Raw genomic sequence first — 23,723 nt, 5'->3', positions numbered from 1 at the left:
CGGGTCCCTCAACGACCGTCGAGGGGTCCGGCGTCCGCGGCACAGCGGAAGCCCTGGTGCCCGGTGCTGCTGTCCGGAGTGCTGGAGCTGCGGGCGGCCACCCGGTACCGGCGGCAGTAGGAAGCGTGGCACAGATACGAGCCGCCGCGGATCACCCGGGCCGTGCCGAACCCGGGCCCGGTGGGGTTCTCGCGGGGGCTGTGGGCGTAGTACGTCGGCGCGTACCAGTCGGCGCACCACTCCCACACGTTGCCGCACGCGTTGTACAGACCGTGGCCGCCGGGCGGATAGGCGGTCACCGGGGCAGTGCCGTACCAGCCGTCCGGGCGTGTGTGGTGGTCGGGGAAGCGGCCCTGCCACACGTTCATCCGTCGCTCGCCGCCCGGCTCCAGACCGTCTCCCCAGGGAAACGCGGCCTGCTCCAGGCCGCCGCGTGCGGCGTACTCCCACTCCGCCTCGGTGGGCAGGCGTTTTCCGGCCCAGGCGGCGTATGCGGAGGCATCCCTCCAGGACACGTGCACCACGGGGTGGTCGGCACGGTCGGTGAGGTCGGAGCCCGGCCCCTCGGGGTGCCGCCAGCAGGAACCGTGCACCTGACGCCACCAGGGGGCCGCAGCCGCCGCCCGGGTGTCGGGGAAGCCGGGGGGCAGCAGCCCGGCGAAGACGAACGACCAGCCGTACCGCTCGGCCTCCGTGACGTACCCGGTGGCGGCCGTGAAAGCGCCGAAGTCGGCATTGGAGACGGCACACCGGTCGATCCAGTAGGGACCCAGAGTCACATCGTGGACCGGGCCTTCGCCGTCTGCCTGAACTGCCCACTTGTCATGTGAGCCCATCAAGAAGGTGGCCGCCTCCAGCAGCACCATGCCCACCCGGTCGGGGTAACCTTCGCCGGCGCACACGCGCGCAGCTCCGGTCGGCGACTCGGACGCCGGCGTCGCCGGCCGCGAAGGGCCGCAGCAGACGGAACGCACCTCACGGTCAGACGTCATCCGGCCTCCACACGGAACGTGTTCGCTCTGCACGCGATTCTGGAGCAGCAAGCGTTGGGCGCTTGCGCCGACACGGCGCCGCGCCAACGGACAGCAGCAGCCGTTGGTCAGGGTCGCCGCAGTGCGGCATACGCCTCCCGAACGGTGGGAAACACCCGCAGCCGCCGAGTGGCGCCCTCCTCGTAGGGGCTGGCGCGCAGGGTGGCCAAGACCGTCTCCCGGGGGCGCGCGAGCACCAGCTCGCAGTGGTGTTCCCGCAGGTCGGCGGTGAGCCGAGCCAGGACCTGCGCCGCCGTGGCGTCCACATGGAACACGGCCTCGGTATCCAGCACCACATACCGCGGATAGGGCGACCGCGTCGCCGCCAGGCTCAAGATCCGTTGGTGGACGCGGTTGGCGTTGGCGAAGAACAGCGGAGCGTCCACCCGGTAGATCAGCACTCCTCCGTCGACGGGCTCATCGGGAGCGGCTTCACGCGGCGTCCCGTCGTCGGTGACGGTGAGCACCGCGTCATGGGGCCAGGCCACGCGACGGAGCAGCTGCAGCAACGCGAGGATGACGGCCACCAGCAACCCGTGCAGCACACCGAGGCCCAGCACGGCGATCATCGCGGCCAGCGCGAGCAGGGCCTCCGTGCGCCAGCCCTGCCACAGTTCCTCGAACCCCGTGACGTCGATGAGGTGCGAGGCCGACACGATGACGACCGCGGCCAGCACCGTCTTCGGCAGCAGCTCGATGACCGGGCCGGTGGTCAGCAGGCCGATCACCACGAAGGCGGCGCATGCCAGCTGGTACAGCTGAGAGCGTCCGCCGGCCCCCTTGGCGGAGAGGGTGCGCTGCGTGCTGGCCATCGGCGCGAAGCCACCGAGGAAGCCGGAACCCGCACTCGCCGCCCCCATGGCAACCGACTCCCTTACCAAGGACACCTGTCCCTCCGACGGCGCTGTCCTGCGCAGAACGGCCACGCCCTCGATCGAGGCGATCATGGCCATGCCGGCCGCAGTGGGCAGCAGGTCCCACACGTCTCCGGCCCTCACGTCCGGCCAGGTCGGGGTGGGCAGGCCGCCGGAGATGCCACCGATCAGCGCCACGCCGTGACCGGCCAGGTCCCCCGCGGCCGATACGACGACGGCGGCCGCACACACGACGGGCGTCGGAGGCACGGCACGCAGCATGGGCACGGCGTGCAGAACCTTCTTCAACACGATGAGCCCGGCCAATGAAGACACACCGACGACGGCAGTCACCACGTGCACCTGATCCAGATGCGTGAGCACCTGCCACAACTTCACCATCGGACGATTGCCGTGGGTGGGGACACCGAGCAGCGTGCCCACCTGACCGGCCATGATCTGTACGGCCGTGCCCGCCAGATAGCCGAGCACCACCGGTCCCGACATGAAGTTCGTGAGCCCCCGCAGCCGCCCCGGGAGCAGCAGCAGAACACCGGTGATCAGCGCCAGACACGCGGTCAGTGCCACCGCCCGATGCGCGTCGTCGCCGGACCGGCCGCTCACCGCCGCGTACGTCATGATCGCCATGGTCGAGGACGGGCCGACCGCCACCAGCCGCGTGGACGTCACCAGGGCGAACACCACCATCGCCGCCACTGCGGTGTAAAGACCGGCCACCGGATGCAGACCCGCCAGCTGCCCGTACCCCAGGCCCTGTGGCACCAGCGTCACCGCGACCGCGAACCCGGCCACGAGATCCCCCCGCGCATCGCGCCACGAAGAGCGCCGTACCTGTCCCAGGAGGGGCACCGCATTGGGCACCCGACGTCCCTTTCCGCGCTTCGCATTCGACTTCAATCGTCGGTTCAACCGTCAGCGCCGATGGAACGCTGGACCATGGGCGCAGCCGGCAGGGGCGTTGTTGCCGCTCACGTCGAAGTCGGAGCACGTGAGGAACAGGTAATTGAACTTCCCCAGCAGAAAAGCCAGCACCCCGACAAGGGCCGTGGCAGCAACGGCACCCAGGCGCTGGAACACAGGCAGCGCCTCGTAATCGGCTACCAGGGTGCGCGCGAGCAGCCAGGTGAGCATCGGGGCGCCCAGGAGGGTCAGGGCGACTTCGAAGTAGTGAAGGTAGGGGAAGCCATGGTCCCTCGGCGCCACGATGGCCAGGACGATCCAGACCGAGGGAAGGGACAGCGCGATCCAGCCTCCCCAAGGCAGCGCACCGCGGCTGTGGAGAAGAAAACCCGAGAGCAGCACCGCGGTGGCCACCGCCCAGAGGGCCAGCACGTTGTCGAAGAAGACGGCGTTGTACGCGCCCAACGTGAAAGCGGGCCACCAGATGACGAGTGTTCCGCCAACGGCCGCGGTCGCCGTGGCCCGAAGGGTGGAATCCATCTCCCGCATACTTCGTCGCCGCCCCGAGCCCGGGGCGGAGGATGCTTCCTCAGCCATATGGTGTGCGTCCCCGATGACGAGGGCGCACACCACAATTTCACCGGTTCGGGTCAGTAGCCCCTTGGCCGACAGCCACCGGCGCAGCAACCACCTCGTCCTCACCCGCTCGGACAGCCTCGACTCCGTATGCGTGGCGGTCATGCCGAGAAGGAGCATGGCGTCGTGATCGGGGGTGCCGGGTTCGGTGGTGTAGATGCCCATGCGCTGGCCGGGGGTGCCTTCGAGCGCCACGCCCTGGAAGGTGAGGGTGATCTTGCCGACCTGTGTGTGCTGGATGGTGTTGATCTTGCGCCCGGTGGCCTCGTAGCGCTCCCGCAGCCCGGCGAAGGCCGGGCTCTTCAAGAGAATCTCACCGAACAGTTGGGCGAGGTCGGGGGCATCAGGTACGACCCCTGAAACGGACGGCGGTGGACCGTTCGCCGTAAACCTGCTGTTCCAGGTTGCTGATCTTTCGGGTTTTCAGGTAATGGCCCGGTTGGTTGTGACAAGCCTTCACCACCGACCAACAGAAGGGGGCTGCGTGGGCCAGGCGGGCCCAGAGACCGCAGATCAGGAGAAGCGCGAGCATGTCCGACTCGGTGCCGAGCAGGTCGGCAAGCCCGCCGGGACAGGTGCGGTTGATGATCCGGCGGACGGTCGACGTGCTTGGGGCGACGCGGACAGCGAACACGCTGGTGCGGGCCCCGAGCCGGACGAGGGCCTCCTGCGGGACATCTGGGCCCACTGGCCGTCGCGGCGAACGAACACGCTCCGCTCAGCACGCCCGGGCACGCGATCAGCAGCACGCTCACGAACGGGTGACGCTTCCCGCGCCGGTGCCGCGGATCGGCCAACGTGGCCAGCCGCTGCGGCAGTCCCGGCAGTGCGCGGTGCTGACGCGAGGGCGACTTGATCAGGCAGACGCTGGCAGACCGACGGCTCATCGAAGCTCCGGTTCGGCAGGGCGACTTGAGAGGTCACCCGCTCCAACCGGAGCTTCGTCGTGTGCGAGACAGGTCGACCGGCAGTCGTCACGCCGCTGTGACCTGCGACTTCGCAGCATCACTCGGACGTTGAAACAGCCCTGACACGCCATCGCTTTCGTCGGCGGCGAGGAGCCGGAGGCCGAGCACGAAGGGCAGGTCGGTGAACCGACCGGTCACGAACTCCTCCTCGGTGAGGACGGTCGTGGTCCGGTCGGCGTCCGCGAGGGGCCCCGACGTGAGGTAGTCCCCGTGGGCCAGGGTGCGGCCTGGTTGCGAGCGGAGCTTCATGAACTCCGCGGACCGGGTGAAGGGGCCAGTGGCGGCCTCGCCCTCGACCGCGTCTGCTCGATCCCGGCCGGGGGAATCCGGCGGATGCCGCTCGTGGCGTCGCTCCCAACACACCCGCAACCGCTGACCCCGTTGCCAACGACGAGCGCGCCGCCACCCACGCCCGGTCCGTGATCCGCATCAGCACCGGCCCCGACGGCACCGAAATCTCACCCATGCGCGCCGCAGAGGCCCGCCTCACCCTCGGAGTCGCCGCCGCACGCATGGGTGAGATCGAAGAAGCCATCGGCATGGGCACCAAAGCCCTAGAGGCGGACCGCAAGTCCCTCCCGTCCCTGCTTTTAGTCGCTGACGAGTTGGACAAGGAACTCAGGTCCCGGTACCCCCGCGAAGCCGCCACGCGCGACTTCCACGAGCAGGTCACGACCATCAAGCGAGGCGCTGCCCGCCCGGAGCTACCCTTCTGAACCACGAGAGACGACCGGGCCCCGCAACCAACAGGTAGCGGGGCCCCGTCCCATGTCGGGTCTGCACCACTGGACGCGTCCGAGAGCGCCTCGCAAATCGAGGTGCCGACCCCGTTTCGCTTCTCGGTGGGCTCGACTTGGGCCTCGACTGACTGCCGTGAATAGGGATGAACGAGACGGCTGAGACCAACCCTGTCCCTGAAGACTCTTGGCAACTAGCGGCGTTTAGCGACCTTAGTCACCTATGCTGATGGCAGGTCAGACAGGTGGGGGAGATGACGACACAGGGGGAAACGAGACCGGACATGCGAGCGGTGCGGAACGAGTTCGCACTTGAACGGTACCGGTTCATCCTGCAGCAGATCCATGCGGTGAATGAGAATGCTCACCGCTTCCTCGCCATCTATCAGACGCTTGCCACCACCCTGATTGGTGCTGTCCTTGCCCTCTTTGTGGGGTACCGCAAGTGGGGAGTGTCGCCGGCCACCGCGCGGGGCGGAGTGATCGGGCTCCTGATCCTTACCACGGTGGTCGCTGCATTCACCGTCATGCTGATCGTGGTGGGCGCCCTGGCTTGGCTCGACTACCGCAATGAGGAGTGCGACATCACTGATGAGATGGTCGGTGCAGGCTTTCGCAAACGCCCGCGTCCCAGCAATTTCTTCCGCTGGTACGAGACATACGTGTTGTTGTTCATCATCGTCTCCGTGATCACGATGTGGACACTTGCCAGTTTCTTCGTCCTGCCCGCGATGAGGTAATCGTTCCCGGTGTCTGAGTACGGTTTCTCCGGCACGCCTCTGTGGCAGAAAACCCTCGCCCCACGCCCGCGGAACGATGATCACCGCGACCAGCGGGAGCGATTGCGCGCGTCATATCTGACGCTTCGGGACAACGCAGCCATACTCCTGGGAGAGAACGCGCGAAGTATGCCCGATTTCACGGTGCACGACATCAGCCATGTCGATGCACTATGGGAGACGGCCAGCCTCATGTGTGGTGACCAGGTCGGACTAAACCCCGCCGAAGCATACGTTCTGGGCTGCGCCTTCGTGCTGCACGACGCAGCGATGGGGACGGCGGCTTATCGAATGAGCGTGCCTGACGCGCTGGGGCAACAGCGATGGCGGGATCTGGTGTCAGTCGCCTATTTCCATCGCCGGGGCTGCTGGCCGGATAAGGAGGAACTGGACGCACCGCCAGCCGAGATCGTGGAAGCATGTCAGGCTACGGCGATCCGCGAAACGCACGCGGAGCAAGCTCAGCAACTGGTCGACCGACCGTGGCACTCCAGCACGGGCAATGAGATCCTCCTCATTCAGGACCTTCAGCTTCGCGAAGCGTACGGCCCGTTAATCGGCGAGCTGGCAGCCAGTCACTGGTGGTCAGTGGACAAGCTCGCGGCGCGCTTTCGCACCGTGAAGGGCTCACTGACATGGCAGCCAGCGGAGTGGATCATCGAACCGCTGAAGCTGGCCTGCATTCTACGACTCGCCGACGCAGCCCAGATCGATAGCCGCCGCGCTCCGACATTTCTGTTCTCTCTACGTAAACCGGAAGGCATCGCCCGTGAGCACTGGCGGTTTCAGGAACACGTCAGCCGCCCGCACCTGAACGGCGACCGGCTCACCTACACGTCGTTGCGCCCTTTCCTTCCGCGCGACGCTAGTGCTTGGTGGCTAGCCCTGGACTATCTGCGAGGCGTAGACCGGGAGTTGAAAAAAGTCGATGCCCTCCTGCACGACCTCGGCCACAGGCGACTCGCGGCCCGTGCAGTCGCGGGAGTCGACTTCCCTGAACGGTTCGCCGAGCTTTTCCCGGTATCTGACTGGCGGCCAATGGATGCCACTGTCAAGGTCTCCGATGTGCCTGCTCTGGTAGAGACCTTGGGCGGGGAGCAGTTGTACGGCAAAGAACCCGAGGTCGCAGTTCGCGAGCTAATCCAAAACTCTCAGGATGCCATCCTTGCTCGCCAGGCTGTGGAGCCTGATTTCACCGACGGCCGCATCGACATACGCCTGACTGGAACTGACGGTTCCTGGTACCTGGAGATCTGCGACAACGGCATCGGCATGGACGAGGAAACTCTCGTGCATGGCCTGCTCGATTTCGGCACCAGCGGCTGGAGTTCCACCCGAATCCGTAGTCGGCTCCCTGGCCTGGCTAGTGGAGGATTTCAGCCCACGGGCCGGTTCGGTATCGGTTTCTATTCAGTCTTCCTGCTGGGCGATCAGGTCGAGTTGATCACCCGCCGCTACGACGCTTCCGTGGCAGACGCACGCCGACTGACCTTCGGCGGCCCGGCTCAAAGACCACTGCTCATGCCGCTGTCTGCACAGGATCGTGCCCCCTCGGGCACAACAGTGCGGGTCGCGCTGAAGACGAATCCCTACGACCTCCAGGGACTGCTCCGCAGGACCTCAGGCGACCGACTGGGTCAGCTCATTCGGCGACTTGTCTTGGAGAACGCTGTCCCCATACGCATGTGGGACCCCGGTGTGTCGGAACCCGACATTCTTCCGCCGTTCAGCCTGGCTACGGGAGAGCCGGACGACGTTTTCGACCGCCTGTACCCGCCCCTCACAGACAGCTGGCGTACTGGACAGGAGAAACAGCGCCTCCAACTGCGCGACGCCTTTGTTGAAAGAGCAACTGAGCTACTGGATGAATCAGGTCGACGTATCGGCTTGGCCACGCTCTGGACGGACCTGAACTATCAAGGCCGGGGTAACTTCAGCGGGGTTGTTCCGGTTAGTGGCTTCCTTGCTGACCAGACGATGGCCTTCGCAGGATATCTAGCCGGTCGGCCCAGTCGGGCTTCCAGGGACCAGGCCAGCCTGGTCGCGCAGCCAGATCAGCTTCGACAATGGTTGCGCACCCAGGAGCAACGGCTGCGCGACGTCGGGCACTTCGGCGACTCGGTCCAATTGGAACTGGCCGCCACGCTCTACACAGCGTTCAAGGGCATCACCGATGACATCGCATTTGCTCTGACTGCGGATGGCTTACTGCGTCCAGCCAATGTCGCAGCATGGGCGGCGCAACGGGACGAAGTCTTCATTGCCTCGGGCCCGAACGTGGCAGTCCGGACCCGGCCTCCACAGATCTACAACTACCTGTCTGGACAGAATGTACTACTCCCTAAAAATTGGGTTGTTGTCTTCCAGAGGGCTCCTCACCCGCCTTTCGTCGGCTCATTTCCAGACATCCTGAATCGCGATATCGAATATGAATTCGCACGTAATCATGTCGCACTCACCTGGGAAAAGGTCTGGTGGCGCATGTCGGGCGACCTTTTTGGCCTGTTCGTGCGCACCTTGTGTGAAGCGTGGTCGTGCAATGTAGAGGCGCTATTTGCTCCGGCCGCAGAGCGTCACTGGTCTGACCACGCTTACCTCGATGGCGCGGCCCAGGATCCTGTATGGGGCTACCTGCTCCGACGGCCTGCGAATTCCGGCCGGAGTTGAAGGGGGCGTGCTCGCCTCGCACTGCCGCATTCGTCGGCCGCCGTTGTACATCGGGATCAAGTGGACCGACGTTTGCCGGCTGACATCAGGCCGCTGATTGCTGTGCGCGCGGCACGGACGCCGGTAGGGCCGGACCGGATCGGTCACGAGCGGAACAGCCCCTCACCCTGTACCGGGCCGCACAGGCGCGCAACTTGCGGCGGAGCTGGCGGTGCGGGTGCCACCTCAGGATGAGTGAAACCCCCGCTCGGACGTCATTTTCGCTGACCAGACGGAGTAACTCAGCTGACGAAGAACCGCGCCCTCCGGACAGAATAGGGGGATGGAAGATGCTGCGCAGAGGCCGAATAGGTCTCGCAGGAGGCGACGATTCGATGCCGTTCACAAGTGGTCTGCTACCGGTGCAGCTGTCGTCGCCCTGGCCATTTCTCTCTACAACTTCGCTGAGCTGCAGCGCCAACCCAAGGTCGATGTGGCGCTTCCCCACCTACTGCGCCTCGAAAAATCCGGCAATGGTGTGCGGTTCTACGTGCAGCCGACCGTGTCTACCAGATTCAAGAGCGAGAATGTCGAAGTAATCCGTGATGCGCGCTTGCAGCTCACCCCTACCGGGCCTATCGCTTCTTCGAAGCGGCCGGTCTTTTATTGGAGGGAGAGCGTCACATGGTATTACGACCCAGATACGGACACAGTCAATAATCACTGGAGCACCGATCCAGCCCCATTTATCGTTAGCCAGGACAAACCTCAACAGCCATCATTCGAGTTCCTGGCCGACAACTGGATGTACCAGGCAGGCCAGTACCAAGGCTCCCTTGAAATGCTCCGTTCAGGGGGCCGTGATCACTTGATCAAGAGGTTTTGCTTGATCATTTCCGAGTCGGCGGTCAACGAACTGCAAAATCCACAGCCACCGGACCAAACGATCCGCTTCTTCCGCAACGACTTGCCCAAGTTCACCTCGTCTGGCAAGTCCTCAAACTGCTACCGGAGGGACACGGATTAGAGACCGCTGAGCCGCCTCGATAGAGGCACGTCGATGATGCAGCTACGGTGTGCTCCACTTCCAGGAGTACCGCTTCGGCTGCGCACCAATCTCACTCATGAAACCGTCGGCACCGTCCGACGGCGGAGGATTCTGCTTGCTGGCGAGTTTTGGCGCGCACACGTGCCAGTAGAGGGTGCGCTCCTGGTACGGAGCAATGCCAGCAACCTGGGTGAGGGTCTTCACGGTCCCGTTCACCTCGTGCGGATACTCGCCGTCCTTGTGCCTAGGCATGTAGAGAGTGTGGAACGTCTGGGTGATGGTGTTGACGGCAGTATCCGACCGGTTTTCCTAGCGAGTTGAGACGGAGACGCACGTATTGCTGGCATCTTCATCGTGCCACTCTGCGAGAGTCACGCCTCCCTGGGGCGCCTTGACGGCACTGGTGGCAGCCGCTGGCAGTGAACTGGTTATCGCGGATGCAGACGCTGCACGGGTGGGAGTTGCGCTCGCGGATGGTTGGCCCAAGGCGCTCTTCACGACCACGGTTGGGGTCGCCGTTACCATGCGGGTCACCGTCGGCCTTGGCGCGCTGGAAGCACACCCGTCTAGGCAAAGAAGCACGACCACCAGTCCCAGGGACGCCGCCGCGGGGACGGATATCGGAGGCTGTCTGAGTCGTCGCAAGCGAAGCAAGGCAACCCCTTCGAGAGGCACCGGAGGATGCGTGAGCGAATTGTTGCAGGTTGTACGTGGACCCGGCAGCGGACTACCCAAAGCACCGCTGAGGCCCCTCCCGACCAGGGAAGGGCCTCAACGCATCACACAGTCACACACAGCCCGGACACGGCTCAGACCCATTCCCCCTCGGAGACGATCTGCGGGGCGCCTCCAGGGCGCGGCAACGGCGTCCGAGAGGAGACCGCCGGCACCGGCGGGCGAGGACGCGAAGCGCCGACCGCAGCCATCGCAGCGGCCACCTCGTCCTCGCTCACCCCCGCCAGCGCCTCAACCACCCAATCGAGTGCCTCGCTCACCTCAGTGCGTGTGGCCGCTCGAAGCCGGCGTCGGACCCGCGTTCTTGACCGTAAGAGGCAGCAACTTCTTGCCCGTCGGGCCGATTTGGATGTGCGTGTCCATCTGCGGGCATAAACCAACGGCTCCAAAACCGCGCCCGGTGTCCGGCCCGGCCCCGCCCGCTCCAATGCCGCATCACGCAACGAGAGACGCACCGGCTGAGAATGCCGCACGTCCATGCGGGCCATACGCTCGATACATGTCCGACGTCACGTCTGCCGGCGCCACAGCCGACGACCTTCCCGCACCGACCGAGGGCCTGGTGCTCACGCACTTCCTCGCGGTCAGCGATGTCCCTCGCTCGCGCGCGTTCTACGCAGACATACTGGACGGTGGTGCTGGACGAGAACCCCTGCATCGTCAAGGTCGCCAACAGCTGGATCATCATGAACCCAGGCGGCGGGCCCACCGACGACAAACCCGATGTCGTCCTGCGCACACCAGAGAACCCCAACACCGTCTCCAGCTTCCCTGAACGTACGGGTGGCGGACATCCACGACTTCTACGCCACGGCGAGCGCCAAAGGGGCCGAGTTCCTCACCCCGCCCATCGACCGCCGCGCCGAGCTGCGCTGCTACATGCGCGATCCGGACGGCTACCTCATCGAGGTGGGCCAGGCCACGGGGCTGCTCAAAGGCATCCTGGCGCGCACCGACACCGAAACCTGACGACGGAGCCTCATCAGGGAGGCACCGCGCTCGATCGTTGGACTTTCCGGACCGGGAGTCAGACCCGCCGGACCACGTCCGTGATGCCTCCGGGGCACGCGAGCGTCGCAATGTCCCATCCGGCGCGTCCGGCCCCGGCCCGGTAGGCGCTTTCGTAGAAGGCGAGGACGGCGGCACGGGGATCGGTCTCGACGCGGGCCGCGTCGTAGCGCAGCACGGCCAGGTGGCTGTCACCGCGCGTGACCCACCGCGCGGCCGCGGGGCTAAGCGGCTCCCCGGCCAGGCCGGCGGGTTCGGGGGCGGTGTAGGAGTAGAAGGCGGGCTCGGTGAAGGTGTCGTCGCCGAACCAGAAGCCGAAGCTGATCACTTCCCTGGAGTACGCCTCCCGGGTAACCGGGTCGGCTTGCCGAGGCTGGTCGATCTGCCGCCCGGAGAACCGGCTGTGGGCGATGTCGAAGGTGTGCCAGAAGTGGTGCACCGGGCTGCTCTTTCCCGAGTAGCCCGCCGCGAACTCCTCCAGCACGGACGCCACCTGGCTCAGGACCCGCCAGTAGCGGTTGGCGGCCAGCGGATCGTAGGTCGCGTGCTCGGTGTCCTGGGCGAACGGTCGGCCGGCGTCGGGCAGGTCGAAGGGCCTGGGAATGGCGATGTCCACCCGGACGCCCAGCGCGGTCAGGGCGGCCAGGGTCGCGTCGTGGAAGGACGCGACGGACTGGCCGAGAAGCGGGAAGGACCGCTCTTCGCCGTCCAGCGTCGCGACGATGAGCCGGTGGTCGACGAAGTCGAAGTCGATCGTGAAGATCGGATTCCCGTCGACCTGACCCATCGGACGCGTGGTGATGCCGCGCCCCGTGACATGGAACGGGACATTCCACCAGTGGTTGCGCCGGGCGCTCGCCGCCAGGCGGATCTTGCCGACGATCTGTTCGAAGCGGTGCAGGGTCTCCTTGGTGTCCCGCCACTCCGTCAACGGCATCGGTGGGAAAAGCTCCATCACGGTCCCATGATGACCTGGTGGGCGGCGTCCGGCACCCGCGCCGCGGGGCCGGAGGCATCTGCCCAGCCAGGCTGCCCTTCGTCTGCCCCGCGGAACAGCGCTGCGGGGACCGACGCCCCAAGCGCGCGGCCCGCTCCCCACTGTCCGCCTTGGGAAGGCTGATCGGCCGCAGCGGTTCTGGCGCGCAAGTCCACACATCGCCCAGCGAAGGTGCGGACACGCTGCCTCCCGAAAGCGGAAGGGCCCCTGCGTTCCCTGCCGCACGAGGCCCGACCGGCTACTTGTTGACCACAGTCAAAGGCAGGAGCTTCTTGCCCGTCGGACCCACCTGGATGTTCGTGTCCATGGCGGGACACACACCGCAGTCGAAGCAAGGAGTCCAGCGGCAGTCCTCGACCTCCGTCTCGTCGAGGGCGTCCTGCCAGTCCTCCCAGAGCCAGTCCTTGTCCAGGCCGGAGTCGAGGTGGTCCCAGGGGAGGACCTCCTCGTAGGTGCGCTCGCGGGTGGTGTACCAGTCGACGTCGACGCCGAAGGGAACCAGGGCCTTGTCGGCGCAGGCCATCCAGCGGTCGTAGGAGAAGTGCTCGCGCCAGCCGTCGAAGCGGCCGCCGTCGTCGTACACCGCGCGGATCACCGCGCCGATACGGCGGTCGCCGCGGGACAGGAGGCCTTCGACGATGCCCGGCTTGCCGTCGTGGTAGCGGAAGCCGATCGAGCGGCCGTACTTCTTGTCGCCGCGGATCTTGTCGCGGAGCTTCTCCAGGCGGGCGTCCGTCTCCTCGGCGGAGAGCTGCGGGGCCCACTGGAAGGGGGTGTGGGGCTTGGGGACGAAGCCGCCGATCGAGACGGTGCAGCGGATGTCGTTGGACTTCGACACCTCGCGGCCCTTCTGGATCACGTGCGTCGCCATGTCGGCGATCTGCAGCACGTCCTCGTCGGTCTCGGTCGGGAGGCCGCACATGAAGTACAGCTTGACCTGGCGCCAGCCGTTGCCGTAGGCCGTCGAGACCGTGCGGATGAGGTCCTCTTCCGAGACCATCTTGTTGATGACCTTGCGCATGCGCTCGGAGCCGCCCTCGGGGGCGAAGGTGAGGCCGGAGCGGCGGCCGTTGCGCGTCAGCTCGTTCGCCAGGTCGACGTTGAAGGCGTCCACCCGCGTCGACGGCAGGGACAGGCCGATCTTGTCTTCCTCGTAGCGGTCCGCCAGGCCCTTGGCGATGTCGCCGATCTCCGAGTGGTCGGCCGACGACAACGACAGCAGGCCCACCTCCTCGAAGCCCGTCGCCTTCAGGCCCTTGTCGACCATCTCGCCGATGCCCGTGATCGAGCGCTCACGGACCGGGCGGGTGATCATGCCGGCCTGGCAGAAGCGGCAGCCTCGGGTGCAGCCGCGGAAGATCTCCACCGACATGCGCTCGTGGACCGTCTCGGCCAGGGGGACGAGCGGCTGCTTGGGGTACGGCCACTCGTCCAGGTCCATGACCGTGTGCTTCGACACGCGCCACGGGACGCCCGACTTGTTGGGGACCACGCGGCCGATACGGCCGTCGGGGAGGTACTCGACGTCGTAGAACGCCGGGATGTAGACCGCGCCGGTCCTGGCCAGGCGGAAGAGGACCTCCTCGCGGCCGCCGGGGCAGCCCTCCGCCTTCCACTCGCGGATGATCTTCGTCATGTCCAGCACGGCCTGCTCGCCGTCGCCGATGATCGCCGCGTCGATGAAGTCCGCGATCGGTTCCGGGTTGAAGGCCGCGTGGCCGCCCGCGAGGACGATCGGGTCGTCGATCGTGCGGTCCTTGGACTCCAGGGGGATGCCGGCCAGGTCCAGCGCCGTGAGCATGTTCGTGTAGCCCAGCTCCGTGGAGAAGGACAGGCCGAACACGTCGAAGGCCTTCACCGGCCGGTGGCTGTCCACCGTGAACTGCGGGACGCCGTGCTCCCGCATCAGGGCCTCCAGGTCCGGCCACACGCTGTAGGTGCGCTCGGCGAGGACGCCCTCCTGCTCGTTGAGTACCTCGTAGAGGATCATGACGCCCTGGTTGGGCAGGCCGACCTCGTACGCGTCCGGGTACATGAGCGCCCAGCGGACGTCGCAGCTGTCCCACTCCTTGACGGTGGAGTTCAGCTCGCCGCCCACGTACTGGATCGGCTTCTGCACATGCGGGAGCAGAGCTTCGAGCTGTGGGAAGACCGACTCGACAGACATCGCGGGGATTACCTTCGTGAGCTGGCAGGGGTGACCATCAAGCCTAACCTGATCGCGGGCCTCCCCCGTACGCTCAGACGGATGCCCCGGCTGTGATCTCCCGCCACAGGCCCGGCAGCTCCGCCTCGGCCGCCGCCGCGGCCGCCTCCTCCCTGCCGTACAGCAGCCCGTACGTGAACGCGCTCTCCCCCGCCGCGTGCGCCACCGCGGACAGCTCGCGCAGGGTGTGGCGGGCCATGACGCTGTCCTGATGTTCGCCGAGCAGGCTGGTCAGGGACTTCATGGACTTGGCCAGGGAGCGGGCTGGGCCGCCCAGGGCCGGGATGCCCGCCTCCGCCGCGTACCGGGTGCGCTTCGCCTTCTTACGGGCCTCGTGGATGGCGATGTCGCGTTGCTCGCCGGGTGGCTGTTCCAGGGCCTCGGTGACCAGGCGGGAGACCTTCGCGAGGTCCTTGCGTACGGCCTTGGCGATCACCTTCTCCGGCTTGCCCGCCGCTTTCTTCCCGAGCGGCGGGTCGGCGAGCAGGGCGTCCAGGGTGTCGAGCAGGGCCAGATACCGGTTGGAGTCCAGGATCCGGACGACGTGGCTGCGGGCGCTGTCGTGTTCGGCGGTCGCCCAGGTGGTGAGCCGCTCGTGCACGGGTCCGGCGACCAGGGCGGGCGGGATGCCGTCGAGGACGGTGATCAGGCGCTCCGCCAGCACCTCCTGGTCGCGGCCCACGCCCAGCTCGCCCGCCAGCCACTTCAGCTCGGTGGCGATGGGGTCGGTGACGGCGTGGTCGAGGACGGTGCCGAAGGTGCGGAAGGTGCTGCGCATCCGGCGGGTGGCCACCCGCATCTGGTGGACGGAGTCCGGTACCTCCCGGCGGACCCCCGGGTCGTACCCGAGGATCGCCTCGCGCTGTTCGCGCACGTAGGCGAGGACGTGGTCGCCGGCGGTCACGGGCTTGGCGCGCCGCCCGGAGCCGGGCCGCCGGCCACCGCCGGTCTGCTCGAGCGCCCGGGCCAGCTTCGACGGCGACTCCGAGCGCCGTACGCCCGCCTTGCGCAGCCGCTTCTCCACCTTGTCGAGGAAGGCCGGATCGCCGTCGTCGGCCAGCTCCACCTCGATCTCGGTCCACTGGGCGGTCCCGCCCTTGCCGGTGAGCCGCTCGGCGGTCACGGAGTCCACGCTCGCCTCGGCCAGCAGCGCGCCGTCGGCGTCCACGAGGTGGCGTACGTCGCGGGCGGAGCGGAGCCGGACGAGGGGGGCCAGCTCGGTGTGGCGGACCCGGGAGCGGACCAGTGCGGCGATCTCGTCGGGGACGGTGTCGGAGAGCGGCGCCCTGATCTCGTCGCGGACGCCGGGCGCGACCGGGAACTTCAGGTGCCAGCCCGCGTCCGAGCCCCCGGTGCGGCGGCGCAGGGTGAGGGCTGCGGCGGCCAGCCGCTCGTCCGCGGTGTCGTAGTAGGTGGCGTCCAGTTCGACGAGGCCCTTGTCGAGGACGTCCGCCACCGCGCCGACGCCGGTCAGGTCGGGCAGTCCACTGTCGTCGGATTCGTACTTGCGCTCGATCTCGCGTTTCGCATCCGCCATGAATTGAATCTAGTGGCAGAACGGCCGGGAGGGCAGGGGCCATCCAGGGTGAATGGCGGGAAAACTTCCGCCATTCACCTGGTGAACGCCCTCGCCCGCCCGGCGAACGCCGTCACGCGGACATCGGCCGCTGCACCTTGATCGACTGCAGCAGTCCCACCGCCACCCACACCGCGAACATCGACGATCCGCCGTACGACACGAACGGCAGGGGCAGACCGGTGACCGGCATGATGCCGAGGGTCATGCCGATGTTCTCGAAGGCCTGGAAGGCGAACCAGGCGACGATGCCGGCGGCGACGATCGTGCCGTACAGCTCGGTCGAGTCGCGCGCGATGCGGCAGGCGCGCCACAGGACCACACCCAGCAGGAGGATGATCAGACCGGCGCCGACGAAGCCCAGCTCCTCCCCCGCGACCGTGAAGACGAAGTCCGTCTGCTGCTCGGGCACGAACTGGCCGGTGGTCTGCGAGCCGTGGAAGAGGCCCGCGCCGGTCAGACCGCCGGAGCCGATGGCGATGCGGGCCTGGTTGGTGTTGTAGCCGACACCCGCCGGGTCCAGGTCCGGGTTGGCGAAGGCCGCGAAGCGGTTGATCTGGTACTCGTCCAGGATGTGCAGTTGCCAGATGGCGACACAGCCGAGCACACCGGCGGTGAGCAGGCCGAAGATCCAGCGGTTGGAGGCGCCGGAGGCGAGCAGCACGCCCAGGATGATGGCCACCATGGCCAGGACCGTGCCGAGGTCGGGCATGAGAAGCACGATCAGGATCGGCACGGCGGCCAGGCCCAGCGCCTGCACGACCGTGCGGTGGTCGGGGTACGGCTTGTCCCCGGCGTCGACCCGGGCCGCCAGTATCATCGCCATGCCCAGGATGATCGAGACCTTCACGAACTCGGCGGGCTGGAGCGAGAAGCCGCCGCCGAACACGATCCAGTTGCGGCTGCCGTTGATGGTGGCACCGAGCGGGGTGAGCACCAGCAGCACCCCGAGCAGCGACATGCCGTAGAGGATCGGCACGGCGTTGCGCAGGGCACGGTGGCCGAGCCAGACCGTGCCGATCATCAGGGCGAATCCGATGCCGAGGTTCATCAGATGGCGGACCAGGAAGTAGTACGGGTCGCCCTGGTTGATCTCGGTACGGTTGCGGGTCGCGGAGTACACCAGCAACGAGCCCAACAGCGACAGCATGAGGGCGGCCAGCAGCATCGGCCAGTCCAGCCTGCGTGCGAGCGAGTCGCGGGCGAAGATCCTGGTCCAGCCGGCCCGCTCGGGGCCGTACCCGGAGACGGAGAAGCTGTTGCCGGTCATGTGAGCGTCCTCCGGCTCCCCCTCCGGCGCGGCCGCCTGCGGGTGGTGCGGTTGCCCGTGCTGGGCGAGGGGCTGGTGGCGGGCTGCTGGGTGTCGTCGTTGGTGGGGTTGTCCTGCTGGGAGGCCTCGACGTCCTTCGCCGGGTCGCCGGTGACCTTGGGGGCAGCGACGGTGCCGTCCGTGCGGACCTTCGGCAGGCCCTTCTGGGGCTCGGGCAGCAGGGCCTTCTTGTTGTCGATCGAGCCGTCGCCCTGGACGCCGTAGAGCGCGCTGTAGATGTTGCGCACGGCCTCACCGGAGGAACCGGAACCCGTACCCGCCTGGGCGATCGTCATGATCACCGAGTAGTCCTTGGTGTACGTGGCCAGCCAGCCAGTGGTCTGCTTGCCGTAGACCTCCGCGGTACCGGTCTTGGCGTGCAGCGCGATCTTGTCCTGCGGCCAGCCGCCGAACTTCCAGGCGGCGGTACCGCGGGTGATGACGCCCGCGAAGGCGTCGTTCATGCCCTTGAGGGTGGCCTGGCTGACAGGCAGCTTCCCGGACTTCCGCGGCTTGATCGGCGTGACGGTCTTGCCGTCCGCGCTGATGACCGCCTTGCCGATGGTCGGGTGGTACATGGTGCCGCCGTTGGCGACGGCGCCGTAGATCACGGCCTCCTGGATCGGCGTGACGAGGGTGTCGCCCTGGCCGATGGAGTAGTTGATCTCGTCACCCTCGCGCATCTTGTTGCCTTCGAGACAGTTCTCGTACGCGATCTTCTCGACGTAGGAGCCGTCCTTCTTGCCGGACTTGCACCAGGCGTCCTTGTTGGCCTTCCAGTAGTCGAGCTTCCACTGGCGGTCGGGGACGCGGCCGGTGACCTCGTTGGGCAGGTCGACGCCGGTCTCCTTGCCGAGGCCGAACTGGTGGGCGGTCTTGAAGAACCAGTCCTTGGGCTGGCCCTTCTTGGGGTTGATGCCGCCGTCCTTCTTCCACTCCCGGTCGGCGAGGCCGTAGAAGACCGTGTCGCAGGAGACCTCCAGGGCGCGGCCGAGGGAGATGGGGCCGAAGCTCTCCCCCTCGAAGTTCTTGAAGACCTGGCCACCCACCGAGTAGGAACTGGTGCACGGGTAACCGCCGTCCCACTCGTAGCCCGCCTGAACCGCGGCGGCCGTGGAGACCACCTTGAAGGTCGAGCCGGGCGCCGCCTGACCCTGTATGGCCCGGTTGAGCAGCGGGTAGTCGCTGTCCTTACCGGTGAGGGCCTTGTAGTCCTTGGCGGAGATGCCGCCGACCCACACGTTCGGGTCGTAGGTCGGGGCGGAGGCCATGGCGACGATCCGGCCGGTCTTGGCCTCCATCACCACGACGGCACCGGAGTCGGCCTTGTAGTTCTCGCCGGTGATCTTGTCGAACTGCTGACGGGCCTTCTTCATGGCCTTGTCCAGCTCGTACTCGGCGACCCGCTGCACCCGGGAGTCGATGCTGGTGACCAGGTTGGAACCGGACTCGGCGGCGTCCGACTTGGCCTTGCCGATGACCCGGCCGAGGTTGTCCACCTCGTAGCGGGTGACGCCGGCCTTGCCGCGCAGCACCTTGTCGTACTCGCGCTCGAGGCCGGAGCGGCCGACCATGTCGGAGCGCAGGTAGGGCGAGTCGGTGTCCTTGGCCTTCTGGATCTCGTCGTCGGTGACCGGTGAGAGGTAGCCGAGGACCTGGGCGGTGTTGGACTTGCCCGGGGCGGCGTAGCGGCGCACGGCCTCCGGCTCGGCGGTGATGCCGGGGAAGTCCTCGGCGCGCTCACGGATCTGCAGGGCCTGCTTGGGTGTTGCCTCGTCGGTGATCGGGATCGGCTGGTACGGCGAGCCGTTCCAGCAGGGCTGCGGGGTCTTGGCGTCGCACAGCCGGACCTTCTGCCTGACCTCCTCGGGCTTCATCCCGAGGACGCCGGCCAGCTTGGTGAGGACGGCCCTGCCGTCGTCCTTCTGCTTGAGCAGGTCGGTGCGGGAGGCGGAGACGACCAGTCGGGTCTCGTTGTCGGCGAGCGGGACGCCCCGGGCGTCCAGGATGTCGCCGCGCACGGCGGGGTCGACGACCTGCTGGACGTGGTTCCCCGAGGCCTCCTTCTGGTACTCGGCGCCCTCCCGGATCTGCAGGTACCACAGGCGGCCGCCGAGCGTGCCGAGCAGGGAGAGGACGAGGATCTGGATCACGACCAGCCGGGTCTGGACCCGTGGGGTCCGTCCGGTCTCGGGAATGTTGGTCACTGCGGCTGTCTCCCCCTCTCAGTACGTGTACGTGTCATATACGACGAAGCTGTGCGTGCCTCTGAGCAACTCCCGTGTGCTCACAACCGCTTGACCCCCTTGATGCGGCCGACCCGGGTCGAGCGGGTGCGGGCCTTGGCCTTGAGGGCGCCGAGGCCGCCGCGCTGGCTGCCGATGCGCAGGCCGGTGCCGGAGGAGAGCCAGCCGGAGGAGATGTCGCCGGCCTTGGCGGCGGAGCCGGTCTCGGCGAGCGGGTCGTTGTCGGAGCGGCGGGCCAGCCACATGATCCCGGGGACCACGAAGGGCGCGAGCAGCAGGTCGTACAGGGCGGCCGAGAACAGCAGCCCGGTCAGGCCGACATGGCGGGCGGCGGTGTCGCCGACCAGGGCGCCGACGCCCGCGTACAGCAGGGTTGAGCCGACGGCGGCGGCGACCACGACCGCCATCGGGCCGGTCGCCGACTTCAGGCGGCCGTTCTCCGGCTTGATGAGTCCGGCGCCGTAGCCGATGACGCACAGCACGAGGGCGTAGCGGCCGGCCGCGTGGTCGGCGGGTGGGGCGAGGTCGGCGAGCAGGCCGGCGCCGAAGCCGACGAGGGCGCCGCCCACATGGCCGTACACCATGGCCAGGCCGAGGACGGTGAGCAGCAGCAGGTCCGGGACGGCGCCGGGCAGGTGCAGGCGGGCGAGAACGCTCACCTGGATCACCAGGGCGACGACGACCAGTGCGCTGGAGAGCAGGATCCGGTTGACACGCATGGGGATTCAGCTCCTACTGCTGCTGCTCGTCGGTGGCGTTCGCGTCGGCGGACGGTGTGACCGTGACGGTCACCGTCGGTGTCGGGATCGGTTTGGGCTTGGTCGGCAGGACCTCGTCGCGCGGGTCCTTCTTCGGGACCTCGACGACCACGCCGACGATGTCGAGCTGCGTGAAGCTGACGTACGGCGTGACGTAGAGCGTGCGGGTGAGGCCGCCGCCGGAGGGGTCGACGCGGGAGACCACGCCGACCGGCACGCCCGGCACGAAGGGTTTGTCGGCCTGGGAGCCGAAGGTGACGAGCCGGTCGCCCTTCTTCACCTCGGCCTTGCCGTTGAGGAGTTCGACGCGCAGCGGGCGGTCGCCCTGTCCGGAGGCGAAGCCGAGTTCGTCGCCACCCTCCATGCGGGTGCCGACGGTGAAGTCGGGGTCGTTGGCGAGAAGCACGGTGGAGGTGTCGGGGCCGACGGTGGTGACCCGGCCGACGAGGCCGTCCCCGTTGAGGACGGTCATGTCCCGCTTGATGCCGTCGTTCGCGCCGACGTCGATGGTGATGGTCCAGGAGAAGCCCTGCGCGGACCCTATGGCGATGACCTGGGCGCCCTTGATGCCGTACTGGCCCTCGCCGGCGATCTTCAGCATCTTGTCGAGCTGCCCCAGGCGGCTGCGGTTGCGGTCGTCGCTGCCGAGCTTGGCCTTGAGGGCCGCGTTCTCCTTCTCCAGCGCGGCGAGCCGGTCGTGGCGGCTGCCGGAGTCACGGACGGCGGAGACGGCGTCGCCGACGGGGTCGACCGCCGAGGACAGCCCGTTCTCGATCGGGCCGAACACCGTTGCCGCGGCCTGCCGGGCACCGTCGACCGGCGAGTTCCGGCCTCCGCGGATGTCCACCGTGATCAACGCGAACGCGATGGCGATCAGCAGGACCAGGAGCAGCCGGCTCTCTTTCGTGTCCCTCACGTGCGGCGGCCGTGCCTTCCTCAGTAGGAATTCGGGAACCCCTCAAGGCGCCACTGGCGAAGCGCAAACCCAAGGGGTCCATTTGTGGGAGCTTATGCCTCTATACCAACGATCCGCCGTACGAGAGGAGATCAGCTCGTACGGCGGAATCGAAGAGTTGCGTCATCTGCGCGGCTGGGCGTCCAGGACCTGCTGGAGCGCCTCGAACTCCTCGACGCACTTGCCGGAGCCGAGCGCGACGCTGTCCAGCGGGTCCTCGGCGATGTGGATCGGCATGCCGGTCTCCCGGCGCAGCCGCTCGTCCAGGCCGCGCAGCAGCGCTCCGCCGCCGGTCAGAACGATTCCTCGGTCCATGATGTCGCCGGACAGCTCCGGCGGGCACTTGTCGAGGGTCGTCTTGACCGCGTCGACGATCGCGTTGACCGGCTCCTCGATCGCCTTGCGGACCTCGGCGGCCGAGATGACGACGGTCTTCGGCAGCCCGGAGACCAGGTCCCGGCCGCGGACTTCGGTGTGCTCGTCGGCGTCGAGGTCGTACGCCGAGCCGATCGTGATCTTGATCTGCTCGGCCGTCCGCTCACCCAGCAGGAGGCTGTACTCCTTCTTGATGTACTGGATGATCGCGTTGTCCAGTTCGTCGCCCGCGACGCGGATGGACTGGGCGGTGACGATGCCGCCGAGCGAGATGACCGCGACCTCCGTGGTGCCGCCGCCGATGTCCACCACCATGTTGCCGGTGGCCTCGTGGACCGGCAGGCCGGAGCCGATGGCGGCCGCCATGGGCTCCTCGATGATGTGCACCTGGCGGGCACCGGCCTGGGAGGACGCCTCGATGACCGCGCGGCGCTCGACGCCCGTGATGCCCGAGGGCACACAGACGACGACCCGCGGCCGGGCGAGATACCGCCGCTTGTGGATCTTCAGGATGAAGTAGCGGAGCATCCGCTCGGTGATCTCGAAGTCGGCGATGACACCGTCCTTGAGCGGACGCACGGCGACGATGTTGCCCGGCGTGCGGCCGATCATCTTCTTCGCCTCGGCACCGACCGCGAGAATGCCACCGGTGTTGGTGTTGATCGCGACGACGGACGGCTCGTTGAGCACGATTCCGCGACCCCTGACGTACACCAGCGTGTTGGCGGTCCCGAGGTCGACAGCCATGTCACGGCCGATGAACGACATTGAGTTCCCCATCCGGATTCATCTGGCCTTCCGAAGCTTTTGAGGGCATATCAGGTCGGCGAGGCGGGTGCTGTGACGTGAAGGCTTCCATCGTAAACGCGCCTGCACGAACACTGCGCGAGGGTCTTCGCCATTGTCAGCAGATGGCGCGCCGCCTCGCTTGTGGAGACGGCCCATCGGGGGCACACGTTCCCCCGATCGGCAACGCATATGCCAAAGGACGGCCGAAAACGTACGGCCGCCCCTGGTCAGGACTCCGAGCGGAGTTGACGTCCCCTCAGAAAAATTCGCGGAAAATCCGCCGGATGGCGCTCAGGCGCGCCTCGGGACTCAGGCGCGGCCCGGGAAGAAGATCTTCACCTCGCGCTCGGCCGACTCCTCCGAGTCGGAGGCGTGAATCAGGTTCTCGCGGACGATCACACCGTAGTCACCCCGGATGGAGCCGGGCGCGGCGGCGATCGGGTCGGTCGGGCCGGCGAGCGCGCGCAGACCCTCGATGACCCGCTCGCCCTCGACGATCAGCGCGACGACCGGACCGGAGGACATGAACTCCACCAGCGGCTCGTAGAAGGGCTTGCCCTTGTGCTCGCCGTAGTGCTGCTCCAGCGTGTCCTGGTCCAGGGTGCGCAGCTCCAGCGCGGTGATCTGCCAGCCGGCCTTGCGCTCGATACGGCTGATGATCTCGCCGGTCAGGCCGCGACGGACGGCGTCGGGCTTGAGCAGGACGAGGGTGCGCTGGCTCACGGGGGCTCCTTACGACTGACGTGTGCGGTGGGACGAGGTTACAGGGCGTGTCCGTGTCGCTGTCACGCAGCGTCAGGTGTAGAGGACTCGGCCTGCGCCGCGAAACGGGCCTTGGCCTCGTCGACCTTTCTGCCGTAGTGCACCGACGCCCACCACAGCGCCGCGAAGACCGCGCCCATGAAGTACATCGTCGGGACGAAGACACCGGAGGCGATCAGGGCGAGCTGCAGGGCCCAGCCGAGGGCCACGCCGCCCGGCCGGGTCACCATGCCGCACAGCAGCACGCACAGGACCATGGCGACACCGCTGACCAGCCACACCGTCGACGTGGACAGGTCCGGGTCCTTCATGGCCACCAGCCCGGCGAACCCGATGATGAAGAACTCGCCGATCAGCGTCGATGAACAGAGCGTACGCACGACGGAA

20 protein-coding genes and 1 pseudogene are annotated in these 23,723 nt (G+C 67.3%); 5 read left to right on the top strand and 16 right to left on the bottom strand.

Translation table 11 applies throughout. The annotated features are described in order from the left end of the window. Nucleotides 1-8: 8 nt before the first annotated feature. The 5 genes from ACWC5O_RS17155 to ACWC5O_RS17135 all read right to left on the bottom strand — a co-directional run bounded on the left by ACWC5O_RS17155 (nt 9) and on the right by ACWC5O_RS17135 (nt 4,659). Nucleotides 9-992: a formylglycine-generating enzyme family protein gene (locus tag ACWC5O_RS17155; RefSeq protein WP_450580704.1), complete on the bottom strand. Its 984-nt coding sequence runs from the start codon at nt 990-992 to the stop codon at nt 9-11. 107 nt (nt 993-1,099) lie between these two features. Then, nucleotides 1,100-2,698 carry a SulP family inorganic anion transporter gene (locus ACWC5O_RS17150; protein ID WP_450580703.1) on the bottom strand — a complete coding sequence of 533 codons (1,599 nt, stop codon included), beginning with the start codon at nt 2,696-2,698 and terminating at the stop codon, nt 1,100-1,102. A 120-nt stretch (nt 2,699-2,818) separates the two neighbouring features. Next, entirely contained in the window at nt 2,819-3,748 is a 930-nt protein-coding gene (locus ACWC5O_RS17145) for an MmyB family transcriptional regulator (RefSeq protein WP_450580702.1), read from the bottom strand. Nucleotides 3,749-3,785: 37 nt separating this feature from the next. Then, nucleotides 3,786-4,076: a hypothetical protein gene (locus ACWC5O_RS17140; RefSeq protein ID WP_450580701.1), complete on the bottom strand. Its 291-nt coding sequence runs from the start codon at nt 4,074-4,076 to the stop codon at nt 3,786-3,788. Nucleotides 4,077-4,416: 340 nt separating this feature from the next. Beyond that, the gene (locus tag ACWC5O_RS17135; protein ID WP_450580700.1) at nt 4,417-4,659 is read right to left on the bottom strand and encodes a hypothetical protein; all 243 of its coding nucleotides are present in this window, start codon (nt 4,657-4,659) and stop codon (nt 4,417-4,419) included. Between the two features lie 170 nt (nt 4,660-4,829). Between ACWC5O_RS17135 and ACWC5O_RS17130 the strand changes: the two genes are divergently transcribed. From ACWC5O_RS17130 to ACWC5O_RS17115, 4 genes are all read left to right on the top strand, one after another. After that, nucleotides 4,830-5,126: a hypothetical protein gene (locus ACWC5O_RS17130; protein ID WP_450580699.1), complete on the top strand. Its 297-nt coding sequence runs from the start codon at nt 4,830-4,832 to the stop codon at nt 5,124-5,126. Nucleotides 5,127-5,401: 275 nt separating this feature from the next. Further along, entirely contained in the window at nt 5,402-5,887 is a 486-nt protein-coding gene (locus tag ACWC5O_RS17125; RefSeq protein WP_450580698.1) for a hypothetical protein, read from the top strand. A 168-nt stretch (nt 5,888-6,055) separates the two neighbouring features. Continuing rightward, nucleotides 6,056-8,593: an HD domain-containing protein gene (locus tag ACWC5O_RS17120; protein ID WP_450580697.1), complete on the top strand. Its 2,538-nt coding sequence runs from the start codon at nt 6,056-6,058 to the stop codon at nt 8,591-8,593. A gap of 322 nt (nt 8,594-8,915) precedes the next feature. Beyond that, the gene (locus tag ACWC5O_RS17115; RefSeq protein ID WP_450580696.1) at nt 8,916-9,599 is read left to right on the top strand and encodes a hypothetical protein; all 684 of its coding nucleotides are present in this window, start codon (nt 8,916-8,918) and stop codon (nt 9,597-9,599) included. A 42-nt stretch (nt 9,600-9,641) separates the two neighbouring features. Here ACWC5O_RS17115 and ACWC5O_RS17110 read toward each other — a convergent pair whose 3' ends face one another. Continuing rightward, entirely contained in the window at nt 9,642-9,872 is a 231-nt protein-coding gene (locus tag ACWC5O_RS17110; RefSeq protein ID WP_450580695.1) for a hypothetical protein, read from the bottom strand. 982 nt (nt 9,873-10,854) lie between these two features. On the opposite strand from ACWC5O_RS17110, the pseudogene ACWC5O_RS17105 reads away from it, so the two are divergent. Then, nucleotides 10,855-11,324: pseudogene (locus ACWC5O_RS17105) on the top strand (VOC family protein). 58 nt (nt 11,325-11,382) lie between these two features. Here ACWC5O_RS17105 and ACWC5O_RS17100 read toward each other — a convergent pair. The 10 genes from ACWC5O_RS17100 to ACWC5O_RS17055 all read right to left on the bottom strand — a co-directional run bounded on the left by ACWC5O_RS17100 (nt 11,383) and on the right by ACWC5O_RS17055 (nt 23,716). Next, the gene (locus ACWC5O_RS17100; RefSeq protein WP_393466918.1) at nt 11,383-12,318 is read right to left on the bottom strand and encodes a DUF5996 family protein; all 936 of its coding nucleotides are present in this window, start codon (nt 12,316-12,318) and stop codon (nt 11,383-11,385) included. A 280-nt stretch (nt 12,319-12,598) separates the two neighbouring features. Then, nucleotides 12,599-14,527, bottom strand: coding sequence for a TIGR03960 family B12-binding radical SAM protein (locus tag ACWC5O_RS17095; RefSeq protein ID WP_450580694.1), 1,929 nt, complete (start codon nt 14,525-14,527; stop codon nt 12,599-12,601). A 73-nt stretch (nt 14,528-14,600) separates the two neighbouring features. Then, the gene (locus tag ACWC5O_RS17090; protein ID WP_450580693.1) at nt 14,601-16,103 is read right to left on the bottom strand and encodes a CYTH and CHAD domain-containing protein; all 1,503 of its coding nucleotides are present in this window, start codon (nt 16,101-16,103) and stop codon (nt 14,601-14,603) included. 112 nt (nt 16,104-16,215) lie between these two features. Further along, complete coding sequence (gene rodA, locus ACWC5O_RS17085) at nt 16,216-17,412, bottom strand: rod shape-determining protein RodA (protein ID WP_450580692.1); 1,197 nt, start codon at nt 17,410-17,412, stop codon at nt 16,216-16,218. After that, nucleotides 17,409-19,658, bottom strand: a complete 2,250-nt coding sequence (gene mrdA, locus ACWC5O_RS17080; protein WP_450580691.1) for a penicillin-binding protein 2 — start codon at nt 19,656-19,658, stop codon at nt 17,409-17,411. The genes rodA and mrdA overlap by 4 nt, the downstream gene beginning before the upstream one ends. A gap of 80 nt (nt 19,659-19,738) precedes the next feature. Continuing rightward, nucleotides 19,739-20,416 carry a rod shape-determining protein MreD gene (gene mreD / locus ACWC5O_RS17075; protein WP_450580690.1) on the bottom strand — a complete coding sequence of 226 codons (678 nt, stop codon included), beginning with the start codon at nt 20,414-20,416 and terminating at the stop codon, nt 19,739-19,741. Nucleotides 20,417-20,429: 13 nt separating this feature from the next. Then, entirely contained in the window at nt 20,430-21,371 is a 942-nt protein-coding gene (gene mreC, locus ACWC5O_RS17070; RefSeq protein WP_450580689.1) for a rod shape-determining protein MreC, read from the bottom strand. Between the two features lie 162 nt (nt 21,372-21,533). Next, nucleotides 21,534-22,553, bottom strand: a complete 1,020-nt coding sequence (locus ACWC5O_RS17065; protein ID WP_031158632.1) for a rod shape-determining protein — start codon at nt 22,551-22,553, stop codon at nt 21,534-21,536. 330 nt (nt 22,554-22,883) lie between these two features. After that, a complete protein-coding gene (gene ndk / locus ACWC5O_RS17060; protein ID WP_450580688.1) occupies nt 22,884-23,297 on the bottom strand; it encodes a nucleoside-diphosphate kinase in 414 nt (137 codons plus the stop codon). A gap of 62 nt (nt 23,298-23,359) precedes the next feature. Then, nucleotides 23,360-23,716 (bottom strand): DUF4233 domain-containing protein, encoded by a 357-nt coding sequence (locus ACWC5O_RS17055; protein ID WP_450580687.1) that lies wholly within the window; start codon nt 23,714-23,716, stop codon nt 23,360-23,362. Nucleotides 23,717-23,723: the final 7 nt, after the last annotated feature.

This window comes from Streptomyces sp. NPDC001450 (assembly GCF_053597295.1).
Note: the sequence above shows the minus strand (reverse complement) of the source record. Positions and strands in the feature narration are given on the sequence as shown.